This is a genomic window from Catenulispora pinistramenti, assembly GCF_018274385.1.
Lineage (GTDB): Bacteria > Actinomycetota > Actinomycetes > Streptomycetales > Catenulisporaceae > Catenulispora > Catenulispora pinistramenti.
In genome coordinates, this window is sequence record NZ_JAAFYZ010000062.1 from 25,729 (window position 1) to 47,499 (window position 21,771).

Below are 21,771 nucleotides of genomic sequence, written 5' to 3' on the forward strand. Positions count from 1 at the left end.
CGCAAGACCCCCGCCACGGCTTCGTGGTAGGGAGTGCGTGGTAGGAGTCCGTTGAGCAGCCATGTTTCGGTCGGAGTCCGAGATCGGAATCCGAGAGAGGGAAGAGGAGGAGCGGCGCGATGCCCCTGTCCGGCGACGGCCAACAGACGCAAGGCCAGATCGGGACCCGCCTCCAGGAACTGCGCACGCGGCACGGCCTGACCCAGCGCGCCTTGGCAGAACCCGGATACACCGCGGCCTATGTCTCCACGTTGGAAGCCGGCAAGGCCCGTGCCTCGGAGGCGGCGCTGCGTTACTTCGCCGAGCGATTGGCGGTCAGCTATGAGGAACTGGCGACCGGCATACCCGCGGGGCTGCGTGCGGAGATCCGTGAGGGCCTGGTGGAGGCGAACGCGGCGGCAGACGACGGCCGCGCCGCCGAAGCCGAGGCGCTGTTGGCCGACCTGCTGGATCGGGCCGCGCGCAACGACGTCCCCGACCTGGTCGCCGAGGTGCGTGTCACGCTCGGCTCGTTCCTGCTCCGCCGAGGCGAGCTGACCGCCGGCCGGGACCAGTTCGAGCAGGCCGAGGCGCTGTTGGCCGACCAGCCGCTGTTGTCGCGGGTGCGCGCCATCCGCGGCCGCGCGACCGCGCACTACCTCGAGGGCGACGTCCGCTACTCCTGCTATCTGCTGGAGAGCACTATCAGCGAGCTGAACGGCGGCGGGCTGCCGGATCCGGCTTCGCTGGTGCTGCTGTACGCCGCGGTCATCGGCCCCTACCTGGAGCTGGGCGCGCTGGAGCGGGCCACGAAGGCCGCGACGCTCGCCTTGGATCTGGCGGCCCGCGTCGCCGATCCGGTCGCGGTCGCCACGCTGCACCGCTCGGTCGCCCGGACCCTGGCCGCCGGCGGCCGATTCGACGAGGCCGAGGCCGCGCTGGTCAAGGCACAGGACGTGTATCAGCAGTGGGAGATACGCGCCGAACTCGCGCAGTGCCATTGGATGCGCGGCTATCTGTACGCCCAGCACGAACGCCTCGCGGACGCCGAGATCGAGCTGCGTACGGCCGCGAGCATGCTGCGCGCCGCGGACGCCGCGTTCTACGCCGTGCAGGTCGAGGTCGAGCTCGCGGACGTCCGCTGGCGCCTGGGACACGCCGCCGAAGCCGGGGAGCTGCTGACGCGGCTGGTGGCCGACCTCGGTCCGGGACACGGCGCGGTGCACGCCGCGGCGGCGCACCGGCTACTGGGCCTGATCAGCGAAGGCGCCGAGGACGTGGCGGCGGAACGGCACTACCGCACGGCGATCGAGCTTCAGCAGGATGCCGATGTCACCGGCGACCTGGCCGACACCTCGCGGCTGCTCGGCGATCTGCTCGACCGGCAGGGGCGGACGCGCGAGGCGGTGGCGGCGTATCGCAACGGGCTGATGGGGATGGCGCGGCCGGGCACGACGACACTCGGCGCCGCGCCGCTTCCGCCGCCGGTGATTCCGGCGCTGGATGCGGTGCATCGGGCTGTGCACGGTGCGACGAGCGAGGGCTGAGCGGCTGGCTGGATCCGGTTGCTGAGCGCTGCGCTGGCGTGGCTCCAGCGGGCGACACGCGGCGCGGCAGATGGCTGGGCAGGTGCGATGCGGGTCCAGCGGGCAACGCGCGGCACCGCAGATGGCTGGGCAGGTGCGATGCGGTCCAGTTGTTGCTGCGCCGGCTCGTCTAGGGCTGATACTCCGCACACCAGGCGCCAGTCCACGCGCGTGCGATCCGAATCGCGCGCGCGGCCGGCATCCGCTCGGGCTCGGTGAGGACCGCGATGGTCAGACCGTCGAGCAGCGCCAGGAGTTCAGCCGCCGCGTCCACCACTTCATCGCCCGGCTCGGCCGCCCGCGCCGGATTCGCCGCCGCGAGCGCCCGCGCCAGCACGCCCTCGGTCTCCAGCCACTGTCCCCGGTGGAGTGCGGCGATCGCCGGGTCGTGGGCCGCGCGCGCCACCAGTGCCAGCCACACCCGCGCGAGGCGGTCGTCGGCTTCGGGGGCGACGAGGAGTCCGACCAGCCGGTCGAGGCGATCGATGGGTGCGAGTTCGGTGAAGTCGGTGCTGAGGAAGTCGCGGGCCGCTTGTTCGCGGACGTGGAGCCAGACCGCGCGGAGCAGTTCGTCTTTGGTGGCGAAGTAGTACTGGACGGTACCGATGGAGACGTCCGCGCGGCTGGCGAGAGTACGGATGCTGACACCCTCGATACCGTTCTCGGCGATCACCTCGGCGAGGCGGTCGAGCAGTTCCGTGCGGCGGTCGGCGGCCAGGGAGCCCCGGCCGCCCGCCTTGGTGCTGTCAGAGGCCACTGCGCCGTTCCCTTTCCCGCTGCTTGCCGGCTTGGTAATGCTGCCATGCCAGGGCCGCGACCCGGCGCGCCACGACGTTCGGCTCGCGCAAGCCGTCCCCGCCGCTTCCGGTGCCGGCGCCGCCGCCGCGGTCCGCGACCACGGCGAAGAACGCCAGCAGCAGGCCGATCCCGCCGAGGCCGAAGTAGACCGAGTCGCCGAGGATGCTCACGACCAGCCTGGCTCCTTCGTGCTCCTTTCCGGACAGGGCCGGGAGGATCGCGCCGAGTTGCAGCCAGTACACGGCCGCCGCCAGCAGCCAGGCTACGCCGCCGGCGGCCAGGGCCGATCCGGCAGACCGGTAGCGCTTGGCCAGGCGCGCGCCGAGCACCATGGCGACCACGGCCAGCAGCATGACGCCGACTTCGCCGGCGGCGAAGATCGTCGACCCGCTCATCGCCGCGCCTGCCCGCTCGTCCGCGGCTGCGAACCTGCTCGCGTCCGACCCTGCGGCCGCCGGAAGGCCGCGACCATCAGCAGCAACCAGGCCAGCGCAAGCAGCACATTGCGGATCCCGGCCCCGAGCTCCATGTGCTCGGTCACCTCATCCGCCCCGCCCAGCCACATCACCCGACTGGTCACTGCCCCGACCAGCGAGCCGGCCAGCGCCACCAGCGCGGCGGCCAAGGCCCAGCTGAACGCCCCGGCCAGGCGGCGTCGGTAGTACAGGACCATCGCGGCTCCCGCCACAGGGGCCAACAGGCCTGCCAGTTCTGCCATGCGAAACATCTCCCCGCTCCCTTCATACGCTCGTATGGGTCACTCTAATACGAGTGTATGGTGAGCGCCATTCCGGCTGGCGGAAAGCGCGGGATGGGACCTGCGGCGGGCCGGACGCGGTGTGCGGCTGGTGTTCGTGCCACCAGGTCAAGCACCCTCTCCCCACGCGTCGCCGAGAGCGGCCAGCCTGGAGGGGAACCCGCGGACCGCCGCCCGGCACCCCGCGAAGCAGCAGAGGAAAGCCACGTGAACATCACCCTGTCGCAGGCCGAAGCCGTCATCGCCGCCGCCCGGGCCCGGGCCGAGGAGCGCGGGCTGGCCGTTGCGCTCGCGGTCGTGGACGCCGGGGGCAACCTCGTCGCCTTCGCCCGCGCCGACGGCGCGAATCTGATCACCATCGACACCGCGATCGGGAAGGCCTTCACCGCGGTCAGTATCGGCGGCGACAGCGGCGACCTGACTCCGGCGATCCAGCCAGGCGGGCCGCTGTTCGGCACCGGGCTGGTGCTGGCCGGGGCGCGGTCGCTGGTGCCCTACGGCGGTGGCGTGCTGATCCGGGTCGACGGCCGGGTGATCGGCGCGCTGGGGGTCTCGGGGGCGCCCGGTTCCGATGACGACCACCGGATCGCCGCCGCCGCGACTGCTGCCTGAGCAGCGGCGAAAGCGGTGTCAGCGGTGTCAGCGGCGCTGTCAGGGAGGCGTCAGGGCCGTGTCAGGACGGGCCCCGATATTGGAGATGTGAGAGCGGGCCGGACGGGCCCGCCGACCATCGCCAAGGAGCAGATCATGCAGAAGTTCGACACCCCGAACCCGGTCTCCGTCGTCCTGGAGATCCCGGCGGGGCTGATCCGGCTGATCGCCGGCGAGCGTGCCGAGACCACCGTCGAGGTGCTGCCGTCCGACGCTTCGAAGAAGCGGGACGTGAAGGCCGTCGAGAAGACCACGGTCGAGTTCCAGGACGGCGTCCTGCGGATCGCGACCGCGGACCCGAACAAGGTCCTGGGCAGTTCCGGCTCGCTGGACGTGACGATCTCGCTGCCGGCCGGCTCGCGCTTCGAGGGCCGGGCCGGTGCGGCCGAGCTGCACAGCACCGGGCGCCTCGGCGAGGTGGCCTTCGACGGCGGCTACCAGACCGTGGCCCTGGACGAGGTCGGCAGCGCGCACCTGAAGGCGCACACCGGTGACGTCACCGTGGCCCGGCTGACCGGCCCGGCGGAGATCACCAACGGCAAGGGCGACATCACCGTCGCCGAGGCCGTCTCCGGCGCGGTGGTGCTGACCACCGGTATGGGCAACCTGTCGGTCACCGCCGCCCCCGGCGTGTCCGGCACGCTCGACGCCAGCACCGGCTACGGCCGGGTCGACAACGCGCTGCGGAACGCCGACGGCGCCGGTGCCGCCCTGACCATCAAGGCGACCACCTCCAGCGGCGACATCTCGGCCAGCAGCCGCTGAGGTGCGCAGGCGAACGGTATCCAGCCGGATGCCGAGTGAACGGAACAGAGTGAACCGAACAGGATGGGCACTCGGGTACGCGGCCGGGTCGGAGCAGCTGTCGCTCCGCCCGGCCTCGGCCGTTTTCGGGCCGGTACGACACCGCGCCGGAGACCGTAAAGCTTGAGAAAAGCGTTGAGAAAGCTTAGAACAAACGTGCCCTGACATCGGGATCCGGCGTGACATCTTGAGGCACCACACCTATGTGAGGGAGCGTCCAAGGTGGTCCAGGCTTGGTCAGCCGGGGTGGAGGTGCCGAACGAGCCCGAGTGGGCGATGCCCAAGCGGGACTGGCGCCACAGCCTCCCCCTTCTTCCCCGCCGGCCGCTCTCGGCCGCGCTGATGGTGCTGCTGGCCGCCGGCGTCGCCGGTCTGCTGGCCCTGTGGTGGCGGCAGACGCCCGCCGACCGGCTCCAGTCGCTGCCGGACTACCTCGTCATGCTGGCCCAGATCACCGGATTGGTCGGCGCGTACCTGCTGCTGATCGAGATCGTGCTCATGGCCCGGCTGCCGTGGCTGGAACACCGGTTGGGCTCGTGGCTGGTGTCCGCGCACCGGAGCTTGGGCGGCTATCTGGTGTTGCTGCTGTGCGCACACGCCGGTCTGGTGGTCGCCGCGTATTCGGTCAGCGTGCACGAGCCGCCGCCGACCGTGCTTGTCAGCATTCTGCGGACCTATCCCGGAGTCCTCGCCGCGACGATCGGCTTCCTCGTGATGCTCCTGGCCGGATTCACGTCGGCCCGCTCCATCCGGCGGCGATTGGGTTATGAGGGCTGGCATTCGATCCACCTGCTGATGTATCCGGCCGCGGCCGCCGCGTTCTGGCACCAGATCACCCTCGGCGCACAGTTCACCCGCAACCCCTGGGCCGCCGAGGCGTGGGTGGGGGTGCACACGGCCGTCGCGGCGCTGATCCTCACGTACCGCATCGTGATCCCGGCCCTGAACAACCGACGGCACCGGTTCCGGGTGACGCGCGTCGAGGAGATCGGGCCGGACGCGATGAGCGTCTACATCACCGGACGGTACGTCGCCGAACTCAGGGCCGAGGCCGGGCAGTACTTCCGGTGGCGGTTCCTGAGCCGAGGCCTTTGGTACCAGGCGCATCCGTTCTCGCTGTCCGCCGCGCCGCACGCCGACACGCTGCGCCTGACGTTCAAGTGCGTCGGCGGCTACACGAACCGGCTGAAGCGACGGCTGCGGCCCGGAGTCAGGGTTCTGCTGGACGGCCCCTACGGCGCCTTCACCAGCGTCCTGCGACGCCAGCACGGCGTGGTGATGATCGGCGGCGGCATCGGCGTCACGCCGCTGCGCGCGATCGTGGAGACCATGCACGGCCGCCGGAACGACATCGTCTTCATCCAGCGCGCCTCCACGGTCGGCGACCTGGTCCTGACCCGCGAACTCGAGGCGCTCAACGCGGCCGGCCGGATCATCTACATCCCGGCCATCGGCAGCCGGCGGAACGATCCGCTGTCCGCCGAACGGCTCCTGGACCTGATCCCCGACCTGGAAGACCGGGAGGTTTTCATCTGCGGCTCCGTCGGCATGGCGGCCGCCGTCGTCCGGAACCTGCGCCGGGCGAGGGTCCGGCGCGGCCGGATCCACACCGAGATCTTTGATTTCTGACGCCGTCAGAGGGAATCAATGCCCATTCCACATATCAAGACCCTGCTGTCGATCGTCGGCACCGCGGGGGCGATGGGCGGTCTGATGGCCGCCAAGACCTCGGCGCACGGACTGCTCCCGAAGCCGCCGTCGGCGGCGGAAAGCGCGCTGGGAACCGGATCGAGCGCGGTCATGACCGTGACCGGGCCGCCGATCCCGATCACGCACGGGATCGTCCAGGTCCGCATCACCATGGCCGCCGGGCGGATCACGAGCGTCGCGGCGACCAGCCTGCCGCATGACAACAACGTCTCCTGGGCGCGTTCGGTCGGCGCGGCCTCGGTGCTGGCACGCGAAGTCATCGCGGCGCAGTCGGCGCATGTGGACGCGGTGACCGGGGCGACGTACACGTCGGACGCCTACATGAAGTCCCTGCAGGCGGCGATCGACGCCGGCAAAGGCTGATCCGCGGCGTCATACCTGGGATGGGCGCCCGGCCGGGGCTACTGCACAGGTTGACGGACGATCGGTCACCAGGAGGATGAATCAGCAGGCTGTCACGCAATACCGTCACATCAACGGAGCAGGGACGGGAGTTGCCATGTCAGCGGGTTCGAGGGATGGCGAGCGGATGCTGGCCGAGTTGGAGCGGATGAAGGAGCGGGCGGGCATGAGCTTCGCCCAGCTCCAGGCCGCGGTTCCGTATAGCAGGTCGGCGCTGCACCGGTACTTCACCGGGCAGGCACCGATCCCGCGTGACGCGTTGGTGTGGGTGGTGCGGGCTTGTGGTGGGGACCTGGCCGCGCTGCTGAGGTTGTGGGACGCGGCGCAGTCGGACCCGGTGCTGGGCATGCGCCCGGTCGCGGCGGCCTGAGACTAGGCCGTCACCTCGGTCAGGTCCCGGAGCAGTTCGGATGCCGTGACCGCGTCGAGCCCGGCGAACGTCGGGGACTCTGGCCGGGGCCGGTAGACCCCGCCCTCGTCGTGCGTGCTCAGGAACACGCCGCTGAAGCGCTGGTTCTCGCCGAGTGCGCCGACGAAGCCGACGGCGATCCCGGGGTCGAGGGCCACCGTCACGGATCCGCCGCCGGGCAGCGTCCGGTAGACCCAGTGCTGGACCCCGGCGTCCTGCGGAGCGCCGCGCCGCCAGCCGCGCCGTTCCAGGCCCAGGACCTTGCCGGTCGGGACGTCGATGCCGGCGAAGCGGGTCAGCGTGCCGGAGGCCTTCTCCTCGTCGGTGAGGGCGTGGACGGCGCGCCCGAGCTGGTCGAACGGCTGGAGGATCTCGTAGTCGGCGAACACCTCGGACCACCCGGCCAGCCCGGCGCCGAGGTGCAGGGGATGCGCGATGCCGACCACCGCGTCGTCCGCGAGGGTGTATTCGCCGTCTGAGACGTCGGCGAGGCTGAGGTCCTCCGCGACGCGGAAGGAGCTGTCGATCCCATCGTCGGTGCCGGTGGCCCAGACCAGGCGGCGGACGACATGGCGCAGCAGCGGATGCCCGATGAAGTAGTCGCCGAACTCCTGGACCGTCCAGCGGCGCTGCGTGACCATGGCGAGCTCGAAGCGGGCGATCTGGCTCGCGGCGAGCGTCCGCACATCCTTGCTTCGGCCCCGAAACGGGCGACCAGCCCCTTCGCCCACAGCTCGGCCTCAAAAGGTTCCGGCTTCCATCCCGGCAGGAGGGGCCGAACCAGCTCCTCCGGCGCGTATATCGCGAAGGGACCGTTCTGGTACCAGCTCGCGGTGCCGTGGCGGGCGATGCTCCGCGCGATGTCGTCCCAGCCATCGACGGTCCAGCGCGGGTCTTTCTCGACCCGCGCGGAAGCCCCGGAAGCCCACTGTTCTCGCTCACCGTCGCGCCAGACCAGGCCCGACCCGGTCGGCGCGACCAGACCGGTGATGACGACCGGCTTGGCCGGCTTGACGGCGGTCAGCCAGGGCGGGCTGACGAACAGCGGAGGCAGCGCGTCCGCGTCCGCCTCCGGGACGGGCACGTCGGCCGGGCGGATCTTCTCGACGAGTTCGCGTGCGACCGGATCCAGGTTCGCCAGTTCGGCTTGCACCGCCTCGTCGTTGGCGAGGATGTACCGACGCAGCACGGTTGCGGCGACCCGGCCGCGCGCCGTATCGCGGAGCGCGCCGGAATGCGCCGTTTCGGCGAGCATGCGCAGAGCGCGCCGGGGAAAACGCTTGGCGGCCTTCTGGATCGCGGCGACGTAGTACTTCTTGTCGATGTTGTCGAGGAGGAACTGGAACGCGTCGTCCGTCGGGGTGGAGGCGATGATGGCGAGCAGAGTGTCAGCGTCCGTCAGGTCATCGGGCCAGAGGGTCAGGAGCGGAAGGAGACCGCTGCCGACGCTGTCGAAGGCGGTCCACAGCGTTGCGGGTTCTTGAAGGACTTGGCCTACGTTCACCGCGCGCCCCGGGACGGCGGGGAAGGCGGCTACCTGCTGCGCCGTCGTGATCGAGCTGAGCGCCAGCCACGGGGACACGTGATCCATCCCCGGCCGCCAGCTGCTGTGGGCGAAGTCGGCCTCGACCCAGTCGGCGTGCTCCGGCATCAGGAAGGAGGTGAGCGCACGCGAAAACGAGTCGGACAGCGTCGAGGCGGCCCGGGCCGCCCGATCGCCTGCCAGGATCTCGCGGACCTGCGCGTAGTCCTCCTCGCTCGCCGACACCAGATGCCGCCGCAGACGGACCGCGAGGTCGAAACGCCGCCGCGATTCGGGAACCTCCTCATAACCGGCACCCTTGCGCACGAGGCGCCCCGGGTCCCTTGAGTAGTAGTCCCGCTCGACGCCGACGCCGAACAACTCCACGGCGGCCCGCACGGCGAAGGGCAGGCCGCGCGTGGCGATCCAGGCGTCGATGATGCCGGCGGGGTTCTTGTAGCCGGGCATGCCTTGCGAGGTCACGATGGCCGCCGTGAGTGCCGCCGCGAGCGGGGTCGCGGCGGCGAGGCCGCCGTCGGCCGCGCGGAACTCCTGGACGAGATCGGGTTCGCTCCGGCTGTCGGCGAGGATCTTGTCGATCCAGGCGCTCTTCTCCCGCAGCCGGGCGGCGAGGTATTCGGCGGCGTGCGGGTCGATCGGCGGAGCGTCGATCGGCGGCGGTTCGGTACCGGCGCCGCGCCGGGGGATCACGAGGCTCCGCATCGCTTCGGGCAGCTCGCAGACGTCTTCCGACGGCTGGGCGGTGGTGGTGGCGGCGCTCATCGATCACTCCCCGGCGTGCTGGCTCGGTGTGCCGGACTGTAGCGAACGGTCCTGACACGGGGCCGCCCGATCGACGTCGGCCGCCAGAGCACCGGACCGGTCAGGCCCCACGCCCGCCGGGCACCACCAGCCCCGCTTCGTAAGCCACCACGACCGCCTGAGCGCGCGTGGACAACCCCAGCTTCGTCATCGTCCGATTCAGGTGCGTCTTCACCGTGGTCTCGCCGACCACCAGGTGCTCGGCGATCTCGGGGTTGGTCATCCCCTTGCCCACCAGCCGCAGCACCTCGATCTCGCGGGCCGTGAGCGCCGCGAGGTCCTTCGGCGGGCCGCCCGGCGCCTCGCCGCGCAGCGTGTAGGCCTCGATCAGGCGCAGCGAGATCTGCGGCGAGAACAGCATGTCGCCGTTGGCCACCACGGTGATCGCCGCCAGCAGCCGCTCCGGCGAGGTGTCCTTGAGCACGAAGCCGCTGGCGCCGGCCTTGAGCGCGGCGTAGACGTAGTCGTCGAGGTCGAACGTGGTCAGGATCAGGACCCGCGGGGTCTGCCGGCCGGCCGCTTCGCGCGCCGCCACCAGCTGTTCGGTGGCCGCGATGCCGCCGATGCCGGGCATGCGGATGTCCATCAGGATCACGTCGGGGTCCTGTTCGGCGGCGATGGCCAGCACCTGTTCGCCGTCCTCGGCCTCGCCGACCACCTCCAGGCCGGGGGCCGCGCGCAGCAGCGCTGCCAGACCCGCTCGCACGAGGATCTGGTCGTCCGCCACTAGTACCTTGATCACGCCAACCCCCCGGGTACGAATCCGCCGGCCGTGATCTTAGGGGGGAGCGCGGGGCCCGGACTAGGGTTCCGGGTCGGGCTCCTGCTCCCTCGGGAGGGTCAGGACCACTTCGAAACCGCCGGCCGCGCGGGGTCCCGCCTGGAGCGTCCCGCCGTAGATCCGCGCTCGTTCCCGCATACCGACCAGACCGTTCCCGGAGCCCGCTACCGCGGGTCCCAGGGCGGTCGGTACGGCGACAGCGCCTTCCGTGAGGGAGCGTACACGGCCGCCGTCATCGCGAATGCAGACGGTCAGGTCATGGTTCTGATAAACGAGTTCGATCCGCGCGTGCGCGCCGGGCGAGTGCTTCATCACGTTGGTCAGCGATTCCTGGGCGACCCGGTAGCAGCACAGGTCCGGGCCGGGCGCCAGCGTGAAGGCCGTCCCGGTCACCGTCATCGAGACCTCCACACCGGCCGCGCGCACCCGCTCCAGCAGCTTCGGCAGCTGCGCGAGCCCCGGCGCCGGCTCGACCGACGGCCGGTACGCCGCCTCGGGGACGCCGTCCTCCGGGACCGGCCGCAGCACCGCCAGCATGCGCCGCAGTTCTCGCATCGCCTCGTGGGTGGCGTCGGCGATGGTGCCCAGCGACCGGCCGGCGGTGGCCGAATCGCTGAGCAGCACATAGCGGGCCAGGCCGGTCTGCACCGAGATCACGGACATGTGGTGCGCGACCACGTCGTGCAGTTCGCGGGCGATCCGGACCCGCTCGCCGGCCACGGCCTCCCGGGCCCGCGCGGCCTGTTCCCGGCGCAGCTGCTCGGTGAGCTGGCCCAGCCGGTCGTTGCGCTCGGCCAGCCGCCGGGTCTGGTTCCCGAAGACCCAGGCGACGCCGACGACGAGCACGCTTTGCAGCACCGCGAGCAGGACCGCGAGCACCACCAGCGTCAGGCTGTACTGAATCCATACGCCGAGCACGGCCGACCCGTAGGGGACGACGCGCAGCGGTGGCAGCCGGGTCGCGACGGTGTAGAAGACGAGCAGCGGGCTCCACACGAGGGTGGTCGGGGGATAGTCGAGCCCGGCGTACAGGACGACCATCGCGCAGGTCGCCCACAGCATCGGCACCGGACACCGGCGGCGCAGCGCGAGCCCGGCACAGACCCCGACGGTCAGCGCGTAGCCCAGGACGCCGACGGGATGGTACGTGGTGTGCTGGGTGTCCTGCGTGGTGTAGACGAGATGGCGGCCCGCCATATAAGGATACTGTTTCAACCAGATCAGGCTGACGGCCAGCATCGCCGCCGCGACGATCCCGTCCACCGCCTGTGGATGGGCGCGCAGCAGCCGGACGCCGGTCCCCACGGCGCCCATGAGCCTGATCGCGACTGTCTGCATCCGCCGCAGCGTAACGTTGGAAGGGCGCCAGGTCACCGTGCTGCGGTCCACTGCTCGTGTACGCCGTGGGGTGGAGCGCGAGCGGTTCGTCGGTCTGTGGTTGACGGCGGGCGCCGGTGGAGGTCTCACAGCTGGGATCAGGTGATCGCCGCTCGCCTGGCCGACGCGCTGTCGAGCCGGCCGGGCGAGGGCGGGGAAGGTGGGGAAGGCGGGGCGAGCCGGTCTAGCCCGTGATCTTGTTGAAGATCTTCGAGTAGGCGTAGCCGGTGCCCTTGTCGTAGCCGTCGACCTCCCAGAACGCCAGCTCCTGCACCCCGTGCGAGGCGGCGAAGCTCTCCAGCGTGGAGGCGTTGGACTGGGTGAAGTTCTCGTTGTCGTCGTTGTGCCCGGCGATCGGGGTCAGCCCGAGCATGCCCCAGGCCTTGCTGCTGGAGACGCCGAAGACCGACTCCAGCTGCGGCACGGTGGCCTTCGCGGCGGACTCCGCGTCGTTCAGCGCGTTCTCGCCGTCACCGAAGTCCATCGTCATGATGTTGACGACCTGGACCGCGACGCCCTTGCTGTGGGCGTCCTTCAGCAGCGTGGTGGCGTTGGACTCCAGCCCGGTGGGGTCCACGGGCAGGGTGTAGTCGACCTGCACGCTCGGGTTCGCCTTCTGCAACGCGGCCAGCGCCTGGTCCCGCCGGGAGTTCGCGGTCTTGTTGTTCAGGTCGTCGCCCTCGATGTCGAAGTCCAGGCGCGTGACGTGGTAGGTGCTCACGACCTTGGCGTAGGCCGCTTCCAGGCTGGACACCGAGGTGCACTTCTCCGCCAGCTCACCGCCGGAGGCGCCGCCGAAGGAGATGATGACGTTCCCGCCGGCGTTCTGCAGCGCGGTGATCTGGGAGCTGAACGCGCCCACCGAGTCGCCGCCGTCCTCCCACTCGGGGGTACAGCCCGACTTCGGTGTGAGGAACGCCAGCGTGTAGAACTTGTCGCCGCTGGCGGACATGTCCTTGGCCATGTCGCCGGCGTCCGACGAGCCGATCTGCAAGTAGGGCGCGGAGTAGTGCGCGGGGAAGCTCGCCCCGGCGGCGCGGGCGACGGGCGCGGCGTTGGCGGTCGCGGCGACTCCGAACACGGCGACGGGCAGAAACGCTGTCGCCCCGCATATCAGGGCCTTACGAATGTTTTCGGGCATGCGGATCCTCCAGGTGCGTGGGGTGATACCTGTGTTCCGGCAGTACATTGGGTTAGTAAACTTTACTAACCCAATCCGGGAGAGTAGGCAGCCCGCGGCGGGGCGTCAAGAGGCAAACCACCGCGGCGAGCGCCGGCACCGAACGCCGAAGCCCGTCGGCACGCGGCCGACGGGCTTCCCTGCGTCACAGGATCCTGATGCTCAGCGGGTGGCCTTGCGCTGCGCCCGCAGCCACTCCTTGTTCATCGTGGCGATCGACGCCAGCGGGATCCCCTTCGGGCACGCCGTGGCGCACTCCCCGGTCAGCGTGCAGCCGCCGAAGCCCTCGGCGTCCATCTGCGCCAGCATGCCGATGACCCGGGTCTCGCGCTCGGGGGCACCTTGCGGCAGGGTATTGAGATGGTTGACCTTCGCCGCGGTGAACAGGCTGGCCGAGCCGTTGGGGCAGGCCGCGACGCAGGCGCCGCAGCCGATGCACTCGGCGTTCTCGAAGGCCAGGTCGGCGGCGGGCTTCGGGATCGGGGCGGCGTGGGCTTCGGGGGCCGCGCCGGTCGGGGCGGTGATGTAGCCGCCGGCCTGGATCACCCGGTCCATCGCCGAGCGGTCCACCACCAGGTCCTTGACCACCGGGAAGGCAGCCGCGCGCCAGGGCTCGACGTCGATGGTGGCGCCGTCCCTGAAGCTGCGCATGTGCAGCTGGCAGGTGGTGGTCTTCTTCTGCGGGCCGTGCGCCTGGCCGTCGATCATCAGCGAGCAGGCGCCGCAGATGCCCTCGCGGCAGTCGTGGTCGAAGGCGACGGGGTCCTGCCCGGCCAGGATCAGCTGCTCGTTGAGGACGTCCAGCATCTCCAGGAACGACATGTCGCGGCTGATGCCGTCGACCTCGTAGGGCTGCATCCGGCCCGGCTGGGACGCGTTCTCCTGCCGCCAGATGCGCAGGGTGAGCTTCATGTGTAACTCCGCTGAGCAGGGTGGACGTATTCGAAGTCGAGCTGTTCCTTGTGCAGGACCGGGGGTTCGCCCAGGCCCGTGTACTCCCAAGCCGCGACGTAGGAGAACTCCTCGTCCTTGCGCGCCGCCTCGCCGTCAGGGGTCTGCGACTCGACGCGGAAGTGGCCGCCGCAGGACTCGGTGCGGTGCAGCGCGTCCAGGCACATCAGCTCGGCGAGTTCGAAGTAGTCGACGAGCCGGTTGGCCTTCTCCAGCGACTGGTTGAACTCCTCGCCGGTGCCGGGCACCTTGATGCGCGCCCAGAACTCCTCGCGGATCTCCGGGATCCGGGCCAGCGCCTTGCGCAGCCCGGACTCGTCGCGCGCCATGCCGCACAGCTCCCACATCAGCTCACCGATCTCGCGGTGGAAGGAGTCGGGGGTGCGGTCGCCGTCCACGGCCAGGATCGCGGCCAGGCGTTCCTCGGTCTGGCGGACCGCCTCGACGGCCGCCGGGTGCTCGGCGGTCACCGGCTCGGCCCCGGCGGTGCGCGCGAGGTAGTCGCTGATCGTCGCCGGCAGCACGAAGTAGCCGTCGGCCAGACCCTGCATCAGCGCCGAGGCGCCGAGCCGGTTCGCGCCGTGGTCGGAGAAGTTGGCCTCGCCGACCGCGAACAGGCCGGGGATCGTGGTCTGCAGGTCGTAGTCCACCCACAGGCCGCCCATCGTGTAATGCACGGCCGGGTAGATGCGCATCGGGACGCGGTACGGGTCCTCATCGGTGATCCGCTCGTACATCTCGAAGAGGTTCCCGTACTTCTCCTCGACCGCCTTGCGGCCGAGCCGCTTGATGGCGTCGCCGAAGTCCAGGTACACACCCTGGCCGCCGGGGCCGACGCCGCGGCCCTCGTCGCAGACGTTCTTCGCGGCGCGCGAGGCGATGTCGCGGGGCACCAGGTTGCCGAACGAAGGGTACTGACGCTCCAGGTAGTAGTCGCGCTCGTCCTCGGGGATGGCCTCCGGGGAGCGGGAGTCGCCCTTGGCCTTCGGCACCCAGATCCGGCCGTCGTTGCGCAGCGACTCCGACATCAGCGTCAGCTTCGACTGGTGGTCGCCGGTGCGCGGGATACAGGTCGGGTGGATCTGCGTGTAGCAGGGGTTGCCGAAGTAGGCGCCCTTGCGGTGCGCGCGCCAGATCGCGGTCGCGTTGGAGTTCATGGCGTTGGTCGACAGGTAGTAGACGTTGCCGTAACCGCCGGAGGCCAGCACCACCGCGTCCGCGAAGTGCGTGTCGATGGCGCCGGTCAGCAGATCCCGGGCGACGATGCCGCGGGCCTGGCCGTCGACGACGATCAGGTCGAGCATCTCGGTGCGCGGGTGCAGTTCGATGCCGCCGGCGGCGACCTGCCGCATCATCGCCTGGTAGGCGCCGAGCAGCAGCTGCTGCCCGGTCTGGCCGCGGGCGTAGAAGGTGCGGGAGACCTGCACGCCGCCGAAGGAGCGGGTGTCGAGCAGGCCGCCGTACTCGCGGGCGAACGGCACGCCCTGCGCGACGCACTGGTCGATGATCTCGACCGAGATCTGCGCCAGCCGGTGGACGTTGGACTCGCGGGAGCGGAAGTCGCCGCCCTTCACGGTGTCGTAGAACAGCCGGTGCACCGAGTCGCCGTCGTTGCGGTAGTTCTTCGCGGCGTTGATCCCGCCCTGCGCGGCGATCGAGTGCGCGCGCCGCGGCGAGTCCTGGAAGCAGAACTGCACGACGTGGTAGCCCGCCTCGGCCAGGGTGGCGCCGGCCGAGGCGCCGGCCAGGCCGGTTCCCACGACGATCACCTTGCGCCGGCGGCGGTTCGCCGGGTTGACCAGTTTGGCCTCGAACCGGCGGGTGTCCCAGCGTTCCTGGACCGCGCCGGACGGGGCCTTGGCGTCGGCGATCGGGTCGCCTTCGGTGTAGGCGGTGTATTCGCTGAAGGCGGTCACTTCACGACTCCCGTCATCACGCCCACCGGCACGGCGATGAAGCCGAGGGTGAGCAGCACGGCGACGATGTTGCCGGCGGTCCGGATCAGGCGGTCGCGCTTCACGCTGCCCACGCCCAGGGTCTGCGCGGCCGACCAGAAGCCGTGCTGGACGTGCAGGCCGAGGGCGAGCACCGCGACGATGTAGATGACGTCGCCGTACCAGTTCTTGAAGGTGGAGACGACGTTCGCGTAGGGGTGGCCCGGCTGGAACCCCGAGTGCACGGTGCCGGTGGTCAGGTCGAGGATGTGCCAGATCAGGAAGAGCAGCAGGATGATCCCGCCCCAGCGCATGGTCCGGGTCGCGTGGCTGCTGCCGCCGCGCTTGTGCTCGTAGCGGACCGGGCGGGCCTTGATGTCGCGCCGGCTGAGCTGGTAGGCGGACACCACGTGGGCGACCACGGCCACCACCATCACGACCCGGATGACCCACAGCGTCCAGGTGTAGTGCATGGCGGGCTCGCCCATGGTGCGCAGCCAGTGCGCGTAGCCGTCGAACTGGCCGGGCCCGAAGAAGACCTTGAGGTTCCCGAACGCGTGGGCCAGCAGGTAGAGCACCATGACCAGGCCGCTGACCGCCATGACGGCTTTCTTGCCGACGGAGCTGTCCCAAGCCGCGCGCAGGGAAGGCGGACGTCGGTCCGTCCACGTTGCGGTAACCATGGCCATGACGCTAGGAGCCGGTAATCGATTGGTCCAAGACATGGATCAGCTGGTGACGATAGTCAGAGCCTATGATGGTGGCGCGAGACCAGGAAAGGATCAAGCTCCGTGCAGTTCCACCAGCTCCGATACTTCGTCACGGTCGCCGAGACCCGGCACTTCACCCGGGCCGCCGAGGCCATGCATGTGACGCAACCCTCACTGTCGCAACAGATCAGGGCGCTGGAGCACGAGCTCGGCGCGGACCTCTTCCTGCGCGCCCGGGGCAACATCACGCTGACCGACGCCGGTGAGGCGCTGCTGCCGATGGCCCGGCGGATCCTGGCCGACGCCGACGCGGCGCGGCGTGAGGTACAGGAGCTGGCCGAGCTGCGGCGCGGGCACGTGCGCCTCGGGGCGACGCCGTCGCTGTGCACCGGACTGCTTCCGGACGTCCTGCGCACTTACCACCGGCAGTATCCCGGCATCCAGCTGCTGGTCCAGGAGAGCGGTTCGCACGACCTGGTCCGGGACCTGGCGCGCGGCGCGCTGGACCTGGCGCTGGTGGTGCTTCCGCTGCCGTCCCCCTCGCCCGCGTTGACCACCGAGGAGCTGCTGCGCGAAGACCTGGTCGTGGTCTCGGCGCCGAACCTGCCGGCACCGGGGGACGGCCGGCAGGTACGGATCTCAGACCTCGAACACGAGCAGCTGATCATGTTCCGGCACGGCTACGACCTGCGCGATCTGACGGTGGCGGCGTGCCGGGCGGCGGGTTTCGAGCCGGTGTTCGCGGTCGAGGGCGGGGAGATGGACGCGGTGCTCGGGTTCGCGCGGGCCGGACTCGGCGTGGCGATCGTGCCGGGCATGGTGGCGCGGAACGCCGATCCGGGGCTGCGGGTGACGCCGATCGTCTCGCCGTCGCTGCAACGGACCATCGCGCTGGCGCACCGTACCGATGTGGCGTTGCCGCGGGCCGCGCAGGAGTTCCGGCGAACGTTGCTGGGGCGGTCGGGGTCCGGCTTGCCGGCCATCGCAGATAGCTGAGACACGGCACCGGCCGAAGCCGGCTGTGGCTGATGCCGGGCAAGCTGAAACCCGCGGAACGCGCCGGGCCGAAGGGCGGTCGGCATGCTCCGCGGGTGGGTCGGGTCGCCTCAGGCGTCGGGTCAGGGTTCGGGCCAGGCTTTGGGCCAGGCTTCGGCTCAGGAAGCCGGGGTCCAGTCGGCGGGCAGACCGGACTGGGCCAGGACGGCGGCCAGGCTGTAGTAGTCCCGGTCGGCGGTGATCAGCAGGTCGTCGCGGGTGTCGAGCAGGGTGGCCATCGGGACGGCGAACGGGGTGGGCGCGCCCTTGATGTGGCCGGAGTAGACGGCCTCGATCGTGACGCGGTCGCCGGAACGGTAGGCGGTGACCAGCTTGACCGCGGCGTCGTCGATCATCGCGTCGGTGCGGGCCTTCCAGCCGGAGATCTGCTCCTGGCCGGTCATCGTGGCCCCGATCGCGTGGTCAGTATAGGCGCCGTCGGCGGTGAACAGCGCGCCGAGGGCACCGGCGTTGCCGCCGTTCCAAGCGGCGGCCCAGGCGATGGCGATCTCCGGGAGGGTGGTGGCGTTCATGGTGGCACTCCTTCGGGTTCTGATTCGGTTCAGTTGGTCAGGATGATCTTTCCGCTGACGGTGCCGGACTCGGCCAGCCGCAACGCCTCCGCGGCCTGGGCCAGCGGCAGCTGGGCCGCGATCGGGGTGACGATGTCGCCGCGCCGCAGGGCCGCGAAGACCTCGGTCAGGTCGGCGCGCAGCCGGGCCCGGAAACGGTCCTGGTTCAGCTTCTTGCCGGCCCAGATGTTGAAGAAGGAGGCGCTGCGGCCGTTGGGCAGCAGGGTCCACAGCGTGGTGCGGGCCACGATCTTCAGCACCGGCCACTGCTTGGAGCCGCTGTCGTCGCGGGTCGAGGCGGTGCCGTAGGAGACGAGCGTGCCGTGCGGGGCGAGCAGGTGCCAGGAGTCGATGACGCTGCGCCCGCCGACGTGGTCGAAGACCGCGTCCACGCCGCCCGGGGCCAGCTCGCGGACCTGCTCGGGGACGTTGTCGGCGCGGTAGTCGACCGGGATCACCCCGGCGGCGCGCAGCGCGTCGTGGTTCCGGGCCGAGGCGGTGCCGATCACCGTCGCCCCGGCCGCCAGCGCCAGCTGGGCCAGGACCGAGCCGACGCCGCCGCTGGCGCCGTGCACCAGGACCGTCTGACCGGCCTTCACATGCGCCTTGCGGTGCAGCATCTGCCAGGCGGTGATGCCGTTCACCACCACGGTCTCGGCCTGCTCGGCGGTCAGGCCCTCGGGGACCTCGACCGCGTCCCGGGCGTCGGCCAGCAGGTGGCTGGACCAGCCGCCGACCTTGGTCAGCACCGCCACCCGCTTGCCCAGCAGGCCCGGCTCCACCCCGGCGCCGACCGCGTAGACCCGGCCGACGACGTCGTAGCCCGGGACGAACGGGAACGGGGGCTGGTCGTAGTAGCGGCCCCGGCGCATCTGCTGCTCGGCGAAGGAGACCCCGGTCGCCTCCATGGCGATCACGATCTGGCCGGCCCCGGGCTGCGGCACGGCCGCGTGCCGGACCTGCAGTCCTTCCGGCTCCACGATGCCCGGCAGTACCACCTGGACGAGAGTCTGATCCGTCATGGCCGCGGCCCTTTCTGTAGAAGCTCTTGCGTTCGTTACAAGTTATAACAGCTCGCTTCAGTGAATGTCAATCGCATCGGTGATAGCCTCTAACTGTCGCCGTCCGCAGAGCCGGCACAGACGACAGACGAGGAGGTCACGGCCATGGGAGCAACGACGGAGTCACCCAGGCAGCGCTACCGCGCGCAGGTGCAGGAGGAGATCAAGCAGCACGCGTGGGAGCAGATCGCGACCGCGGGCGCCTCCGCGCTGTCGCTGAACGCCATCGCCAAGCAGATGGGGATGAGCGGGCCGGCGCTGTACCGGTACTTCGCCAACCGCGACGAGCTGATCACGGCGCTCATCCGGGACGCCTACCAGAGCCTGGCCGACGCGATCCGGTCCGCCGCGGCGGGCGGCGCGGATCTCAGGGGGCTGGCACAGGCGATGCGGGCCTGGGCACTGGAGGACCCGCAGCGGTATCTACTGATCTACGGCACGCCGGTGCCGGGCTATCAGGCTCCTGATGACACCAGGCAGCTGACCAACGACGTGATGACGAAGCTGCTGGAGGCGGCCGGGGGCGCCGGACTCGGCGCGCTGCCGGCCTCGCCGCTGGGGGAGCATCTGGCCGCCTCGGACGCCGGCTGGGCCACGGCGTACTCCGCCGAGCCGGAGCGGCTGCACCGGGCCGTCGTCTTCTGGACCCGGCTGCACGGGGTGCTCTCGCTGGAGCTGGCCGGGCACTTCAGCGGGATGGGGTTCGACCCGGCGCGGGTGTACGCGGCCGAGGTGGAGGCCGTCGCAGGCCACTGATGGTCCGCGACGGCCCCGGGGGTCAGACGGTGATCGTCTCGCCGATCGGGACGATGGTCACCGGCACGTCGGTCAGCCCGCCCTGGCCCACCATCTGCCGCGTCATCTGCTGCCCGAGGTCGCTGAGCAGCAGCTCGTGGATCTGCACGGCCTGCTTCGGCGCGACCTCGCGCACGTAGTCCACGCCCTCGCCGAGCTTGGCCCACGGCCCGCTGGTGGGCAGCAGCAGCGTCTCCACCGGCGCGTCCGGGACGTGGTAGGCGTCGCCGGGGTGGTACACGCGCTCGTCGACCAGGTAGCCGACGTTCGCGACCCGGGGCATGTCGCGGTGGATCATGGCGTGCAGTTCGCCGAAGACGCCGATGTCGAAGCCGGCCACCGCGATCCGGTCCCCGGCGGCCACCGCGGTGACCTGCCCGCGCCGGGCCTGCCACCGCCCGACCACGCTCTCCGGGCCGTACACCCGCAGCTCGGGACGGGCTTGCAGGGCCTGCGCGAGCAGTTCCTCGTCGAAGTGGTCGAAGTGCTCGTGGGTGATCAGGACCGCCTCGGCCGCCGCCACGGCGTCGGCCGCGTCGGGCGTCAGGGTGCCCGGGTCGATGACGATCCGGCCCTGGTCACCGGCCAGCGAGACACAGGCGTGGGCGTATTTGGTCAGCTGCATGGGTCAGCTCCTGTTCCACTGATGTGTACAGGCTGGACTGTACAGTCTCCAGCTGATCCTCCGATGCCGATGCCGTTAACCGGGTGACAGCCCCGTGATGATGGCGGCATGACGAAAGGCGCGTGGACCGTGAGCCGCGCCGGGGTCGAGCAGCCCGAGGCGGCCGGCTTGCTGTACTCGTACTACGACGAGCTGGTCAGCCGGTACTGGGGGCGGCCGTGCGAGGCCGGTGAGGTGGAGTCGGCGATGCGCGATGAACCCAACGACGACCTGGCTGTGTTCCTGGTGGCGCGGGTCAGGGACGCGGCGGCCGGGTGCGTCGGGGTGCGGATGTTGGCAGCGGGGTTGGCCGAGTTGAGCCGGATGTACATCCGGCCGGAGTTCCGGCGCTCCGGCGGCGGCCGACTGTTGCTCGCGGCGGCGGATCAGGCGGCCGAGGAGTCGGGGGCTCGGGCCATTCGCCTGGACACCAGGGACGATCTGGTGGAGGCGCGGGCGATGTACGCGCGGTGCGGCTATCGCGAGATCCCGGCTTACAACGACAGCCGGTACGCCGACCATTGGTTCGAGAAGGCGCCGCCCTCACCCCGGATCTAGTGCTGTATCAGGCAACGTTTGCCGGGGAGTTTTCGCGATGTGGTTCGCGATGTGGTTCGTGACGTGGTTCGCGACATGTCGGTCGGCGGGCGGGATTCGTTGGCGGGTGGAGCTTGTTGGGGGCTGGAGTTTGTGGGCCGGGTTGCGGTTGGCGTTTGGGTTGAAAGGCGATTTTTACGGCCTTCGGTCATGGTTGTGCCGGTTCGGGGTTCGGGGTGGTGGGTGTGTTTCTCGGCTGCCGGTTCACGTGTTCACAACCCCGCCGCGCCTCAGGCCTCTTCAACTCCGGCAAGTCAGGACAAGGGCAAAGGGCCAGATCAAGAGCAAGATCAAGGGCATAGGCCAGATCAACAGCAAGATCAAAGTCAAACCCATGGTGAAGAGCCGGGCCTCCGGCGGGCCTCGGCAACCTCAGGGAAACTAGCGCGGTTCCCTAGGGTGGCCGGGTCAGTCTCAGCGGCGGCGGTTTGTGGGGTGGTGCGGTCCGTTCCCCTCGGTCGCGTCGTCAGCCCGGGGGGTACAGCACCGGTGTCCGGGGGTAAAGTCCGCGCGCGGCGGTCATGCAGGTAGGCGGCGGTTTCGTATGGCGCGAACTTGACCCCCGGCCACCGGCACAATGCCGCGTAGTTAAGGTTTTGGTGGGGGTGTCAAGGGGCTGGTTGGTGGTGTGAACGAGACCTCTGATACATCGGTTCTTGTCTAGAGAAGCCGTT

The 21,771-nt window shown here is 70.4% G+C and carries 22 protein-coding genes and 1 pseudogene; 9 read left to right on the forward strand and 14 right to left on the reverse strand.

Annotation, left to right across the window (positions count from 1 at the left end):
* The first annotated feature begins 119 nt into the window (after positions 1-119).
* Positions 120-1,526 carry a helix-turn-helix domain-containing protein gene (locus tag KGQ19_RS19465; RefSeq protein WP_212010624.1) on the forward strand — a complete coding sequence of 469 codons (1,407 nt, stop codon included), beginning with the start codon at positions 120-122 and terminating at the stop codon, positions 1,524-1,526.
* Positions 1,527-1,695: 169 nt separating this feature from the next.
* Here the strand turns inward: KGQ19_RS19465 and KGQ19_RS19470 are convergent, their stop codons facing one another.
* Genes KGQ19_RS19470 through KGQ19_RS19480 form a run of 3 tightly spaced genes read right to left on the reverse strand, consistent with a single transcriptional unit; the run spans position 1,696 to position 3,081 of the window.
* On the reverse strand, positions 1,696-2,322 hold the full coding sequence (locus tag KGQ19_RS19470; protein WP_212010625.1) for a TetR/AcrR family transcriptional regulator: 627 nt from the start codon (positions 2,320-2,322) through the stop codon (positions 1,696-1,698).
* A complete protein-coding gene (locus KGQ19_RS19475) occupies positions 2,312-2,758 on the reverse strand; it encodes a hypothetical protein (protein ID WP_212010626.1) in 447 nt (148 codons plus the stop codon). Before KGQ19_RS19475 ends, KGQ19_RS19470 begins: the two co-directional genes overlap by 11 nt.
* The gene (locus tag KGQ19_RS19480) at positions 2,755-3,081 is read right to left on the reverse strand and encodes a hypothetical protein (protein ID WP_212010627.1); all 327 of its coding nucleotides are present in this window, start codon (positions 3,079-3,081) and stop codon (positions 2,755-2,757) included. Before KGQ19_RS19480 ends, KGQ19_RS19475 begins: the two co-directional genes overlap by 4 nt.
* Before the next feature lie 246 nt (positions 3,082-3,327).
* On the opposite strand from KGQ19_RS19480, the gene KGQ19_RS19485 reads away from it, so the two are divergent.
* From KGQ19_RS19485 to KGQ19_RS19505, 5 genes are all read left to right on the forward strand, one after another.
* Entirely contained in the window at positions 3,328-3,732 is a 405-nt protein-coding gene (locus tag KGQ19_RS19485) for a GlcG/HbpS family heme-binding protein (RefSeq protein WP_212010628.1), read from the forward strand.
* A 135-nt stretch (positions 3,733-3,867) separates the two neighbouring features.
* The gene (locus KGQ19_RS19490) at positions 3,868-4,536 is read left to right on the forward strand and encodes a DUF4097 family beta strand repeat-containing protein (RefSeq protein ID WP_212010629.1); all 669 of its coding nucleotides are present in this window, start codon (positions 3,868-3,870) and stop codon (positions 4,534-4,536) included.
* 261 nt (positions 4,537-4,797) lie between these two features.
* The gene (locus KGQ19_RS19495) at positions 4,798-6,204 is read left to right on the forward strand and encodes a ferredoxin reductase family protein (RefSeq protein ID WP_212010630.1); all 1,407 of its coding nucleotides are present in this window, start codon (positions 4,798-4,800) and stop codon (positions 6,202-6,204) included.
* 18 nt (positions 6,205-6,222) lie between these two features.
* Positions 6,223-6,648, forward strand: coding sequence for an FMN-binding protein (locus tag KGQ19_RS19500; RefSeq protein WP_212010631.1), 426 nt, complete (start codon positions 6,223-6,225; stop codon positions 6,646-6,648).
* Positions 6,649-6,784: 136 nt separating this feature from the next.
* Entirely contained in the window at positions 6,785-7,057 is a 273-nt protein-coding gene (locus KGQ19_RS19505) for a helix-turn-helix domain-containing protein (RefSeq protein WP_212010632.1), read from the forward strand.
* Between the two features lie 2 nt (positions 7,058-7,059).
* Here KGQ19_RS19505 and KGQ19_RS19510 read toward each other — a convergent pair whose 3' ends face one another.
* From KGQ19_RS19510 to KGQ19_RS19550, 8 genes and pseudogenes are all read right to left on the reverse strand, one after another.
* Positions 7,060-7,827 carry a DUF4132 domain-containing protein gene (locus KGQ19_RS19510; protein ID WP_307856456.1) on the reverse strand — a complete coding sequence of 256 codons (768 nt, stop codon included), beginning with the start codon at positions 7,825-7,827 and terminating at the stop codon, positions 7,060-7,062.
* An 806-nt stretch (positions 7,828-8,633) separates the two neighbouring features.
* Positions 8,634-9,401, reverse strand: a pseudogene (locus KGQ19_RS53640) (hypothetical protein); the annotation flags it as partial.
* Between the two features lie 100 nt (positions 9,402-9,501).
* Positions 9,502-10,182: a response regulator gene (locus KGQ19_RS19525; protein ID WP_212010636.1), complete on the reverse strand. Its 681-nt coding sequence runs from the start codon at positions 10,180-10,182 to the stop codon at positions 9,502-9,504.
* Between the two features lie 60 nt (positions 10,183-10,242).
* A complete protein-coding gene (locus tag KGQ19_RS19530; protein ID WP_212010637.1) occupies positions 10,243-11,559 on the reverse strand; it encodes a sensor histidine kinase in 1,317 nt (438 codons plus the stop codon).
* 223 nt (positions 11,560-11,782) lie between these two features.
* Positions 11,783-12,739 carry a chitinase gene (locus tag KGQ19_RS19535; protein WP_212010638.1) on the reverse strand — a complete coding sequence of 319 codons (957 nt, stop codon included), beginning with the start codon at positions 12,737-12,739 and terminating at the stop codon, positions 11,783-11,785.
* Positions 12,740-12,940: 201 nt separating this feature from the next.
* Positions 12,941-13,690 (reverse strand): succinate dehydrogenase/fumarate reductase iron-sulfur subunit, encoded by a 750-nt coding sequence (locus KGQ19_RS19540; protein WP_212010639.1) that lies wholly within the window; start codon positions 13,688-13,690, stop codon positions 12,941-12,943.
* The gene (locus tag KGQ19_RS19545) at positions 13,687-15,645 is read right to left on the reverse strand and encodes a fumarate reductase/succinate dehydrogenase flavoprotein subunit (protein WP_212010640.1); all 1,959 of its coding nucleotides are present in this window, start codon (positions 15,643-15,645) and stop codon (positions 13,687-13,689) included. Before KGQ19_RS19545 ends, KGQ19_RS19540 begins: the two co-directional genes overlap by 4 nt.
* Positions 15,642-16,346 carry a succinate dehydrogenase cytochrome b subunit gene (locus KGQ19_RS19550; RefSeq protein ID WP_212010641.1) on the reverse strand — a complete coding sequence of 235 codons (705 nt, stop codon included), beginning with the start codon at positions 16,344-16,346 and terminating at the stop codon, positions 15,642-15,644. The genes KGQ19_RS19545 and KGQ19_RS19550 overlap by 4 nt, the downstream gene beginning before the upstream one ends.
* A 108-nt stretch (positions 16,347-16,454) precedes the next feature.
* On the opposite strand from KGQ19_RS19550, the gene KGQ19_RS19555 reads away from it, so the two are divergent.
* Positions 16,455-17,369: a LysR family transcriptional regulator gene (locus tag KGQ19_RS19555; protein WP_212010642.1), complete on the forward strand. Its 915-nt coding sequence runs from the start codon at positions 16,455-16,457 to the stop codon at positions 17,367-17,369.
* A 158-nt stretch (positions 17,370-17,527) separates the two neighbouring features.
* Here KGQ19_RS19555 and KGQ19_RS19560 read toward each other — a convergent pair whose 3' ends face one another.
* Positions 17,528-17,941: a nuclear transport factor 2 family protein gene (locus KGQ19_RS19560; protein ID WP_212010643.1), complete on the reverse strand. Its 414-nt coding sequence runs from the start codon at positions 17,939-17,941 to the stop codon at positions 17,528-17,530.
* Positions 17,942-17,970: 29 nt separating this feature from the next.
* Positions 17,971-19,002, reverse strand: a complete 1,032-nt coding sequence (locus KGQ19_RS19565; protein ID WP_212010644.1) for a medium chain dehydrogenase/reductase family protein — start codon at positions 19,000-19,002, stop codon at positions 17,971-17,973.
* 144 nt (positions 19,003-19,146) lie between these two features.
* On the opposite strand from KGQ19_RS19565, the gene KGQ19_RS19570 reads away from it, so the two are divergent.
* Positions 19,147-19,797: a TetR/AcrR family transcriptional regulator gene (locus KGQ19_RS19570; protein ID WP_212010645.1), complete on the forward strand. Its 651-nt coding sequence runs from the start codon at positions 19,147-19,149 to the stop codon at positions 19,795-19,797.
* Between the two features lie 22 nt (positions 19,798-19,819).
* Here the strand turns inward: KGQ19_RS19570 and KGQ19_RS19575 are convergent, their stop codons facing one another.
* Positions 19,820-20,461, reverse strand: a complete 642-nt coding sequence (locus KGQ19_RS19575; protein WP_212010646.1) for an MBL fold metallo-hydrolase — start codon at positions 20,459-20,461, stop codon at positions 19,820-19,822.
* A gap of 108 nt (positions 20,462-20,569) precedes the next feature.
* Between KGQ19_RS19575 and KGQ19_RS19580 the strand changes: the two genes are divergently transcribed.
* Positions 20,570-21,058 (forward strand): GNAT family N-acetyltransferase, encoded by a 489-nt coding sequence (locus tag KGQ19_RS19580; protein ID WP_212010647.1) that lies wholly within the window; start codon positions 20,570-20,572, stop codon positions 21,056-21,058.
* Positions 21,059-21,771 lie beyond the last annotated feature (713 nt).

Coding starts and splice junctions, on each gene's coding strand:
- KGQ19_RS19560 (WP_212010643.1), bottom strand. CDS start 17,941: ATGAACGCCACCACCCTCCCGGAGATCGCCATCGCCTGGGCCGCCGCT.
- KGQ19_RS19530 (WP_212010637.1), bottom strand. CDS start 11,559: ATGCAGACAGTCGCGATCAGGCTCATGGGCGCCGTGGGGACCGGCGTC.
- KGQ19_RS19465 (WP_212010624.1), top strand. CDS start 120: ATGCCCCTGTCCGGCGACGGCCAACAGACGCAAGGCCAGATCGGGACC.
- KGQ19_RS19500 (WP_212010631.1), top strand. CDS start 6,223: ATGCCCATTCCACATATCAAGACCCTGCTGTCGATCGTCGGCACCGCG.
- KGQ19_RS19565 (WP_212010644.1), bottom strand. CDS start 19,002: ATGACGGATCAGACTCTCGTCCAGGTGGTACTGCCGGGCATCGTGGAG.
- KGQ19_RS19490 (WP_212010629.1), top strand. CDS start 3,868: ATGCAGAAGTTCGACACCCCGAACCCGGTCTCCGTCGTCCTGGAGATC.
- KGQ19_RS19475 (WP_212010626.1), bottom strand. CDS start 2,758: ATGAGCGGGTCGACGATCTTCGCCGCCGGCGAAGTCGGCGTCATGCTG.
- KGQ19_RS19505 (WP_212010632.1), top strand. CDS start 6,785: ATGTCAGCGGGTTCGAGGGATGGCGAGCGGATGCTGGCCGAGTTGGAG.
- KGQ19_RS19570 (WP_212010645.1), top strand. CDS start 19,147: ATGGGAGCAACGACGGAGTCACCCAGGCAGCGCTACCGCGCGCAGGTG.
- KGQ19_RS19580 (WP_212010647.1), top strand. CDS start 20,570: ATGACGAAAGGCGCGTGGACCGTGAGCCGCGCCGGGGTCGAGCAGCCC.
- KGQ19_RS19575 (WP_212010646.1), bottom strand. CDS start 20,461: ATGCAGCTGACCAAATACGCCCACGCCTGTGTCTCGCTGGCCGGTGAC.
- KGQ19_RS19550 (WP_212010641.1), bottom strand. CDS start 16,346: ATGGTTACCGCAACGTGGACGGACCGACGTCCGCCTTCCCTGCGCGCG.
- KGQ19_RS19535 (WP_212010638.1), bottom strand. CDS start 12,739: ATGCCCGAAAACATTCGTAAGGCCCTGATATGCGGGGCGACAGCGTTT.
- KGQ19_RS19540 (WP_212010639.1), bottom strand. CDS start 13,690: ATGAAGCTCACCCTGCGCATCTGGCGGCAGGAGAACGCGTCCCAGCCG.
- KGQ19_RS19480 (WP_212010627.1), bottom strand. CDS start 3,081: ATGGCAGAACTGGCAGGCCTGTTGGCCCCTGTGGCGGGAGCCGCGATG.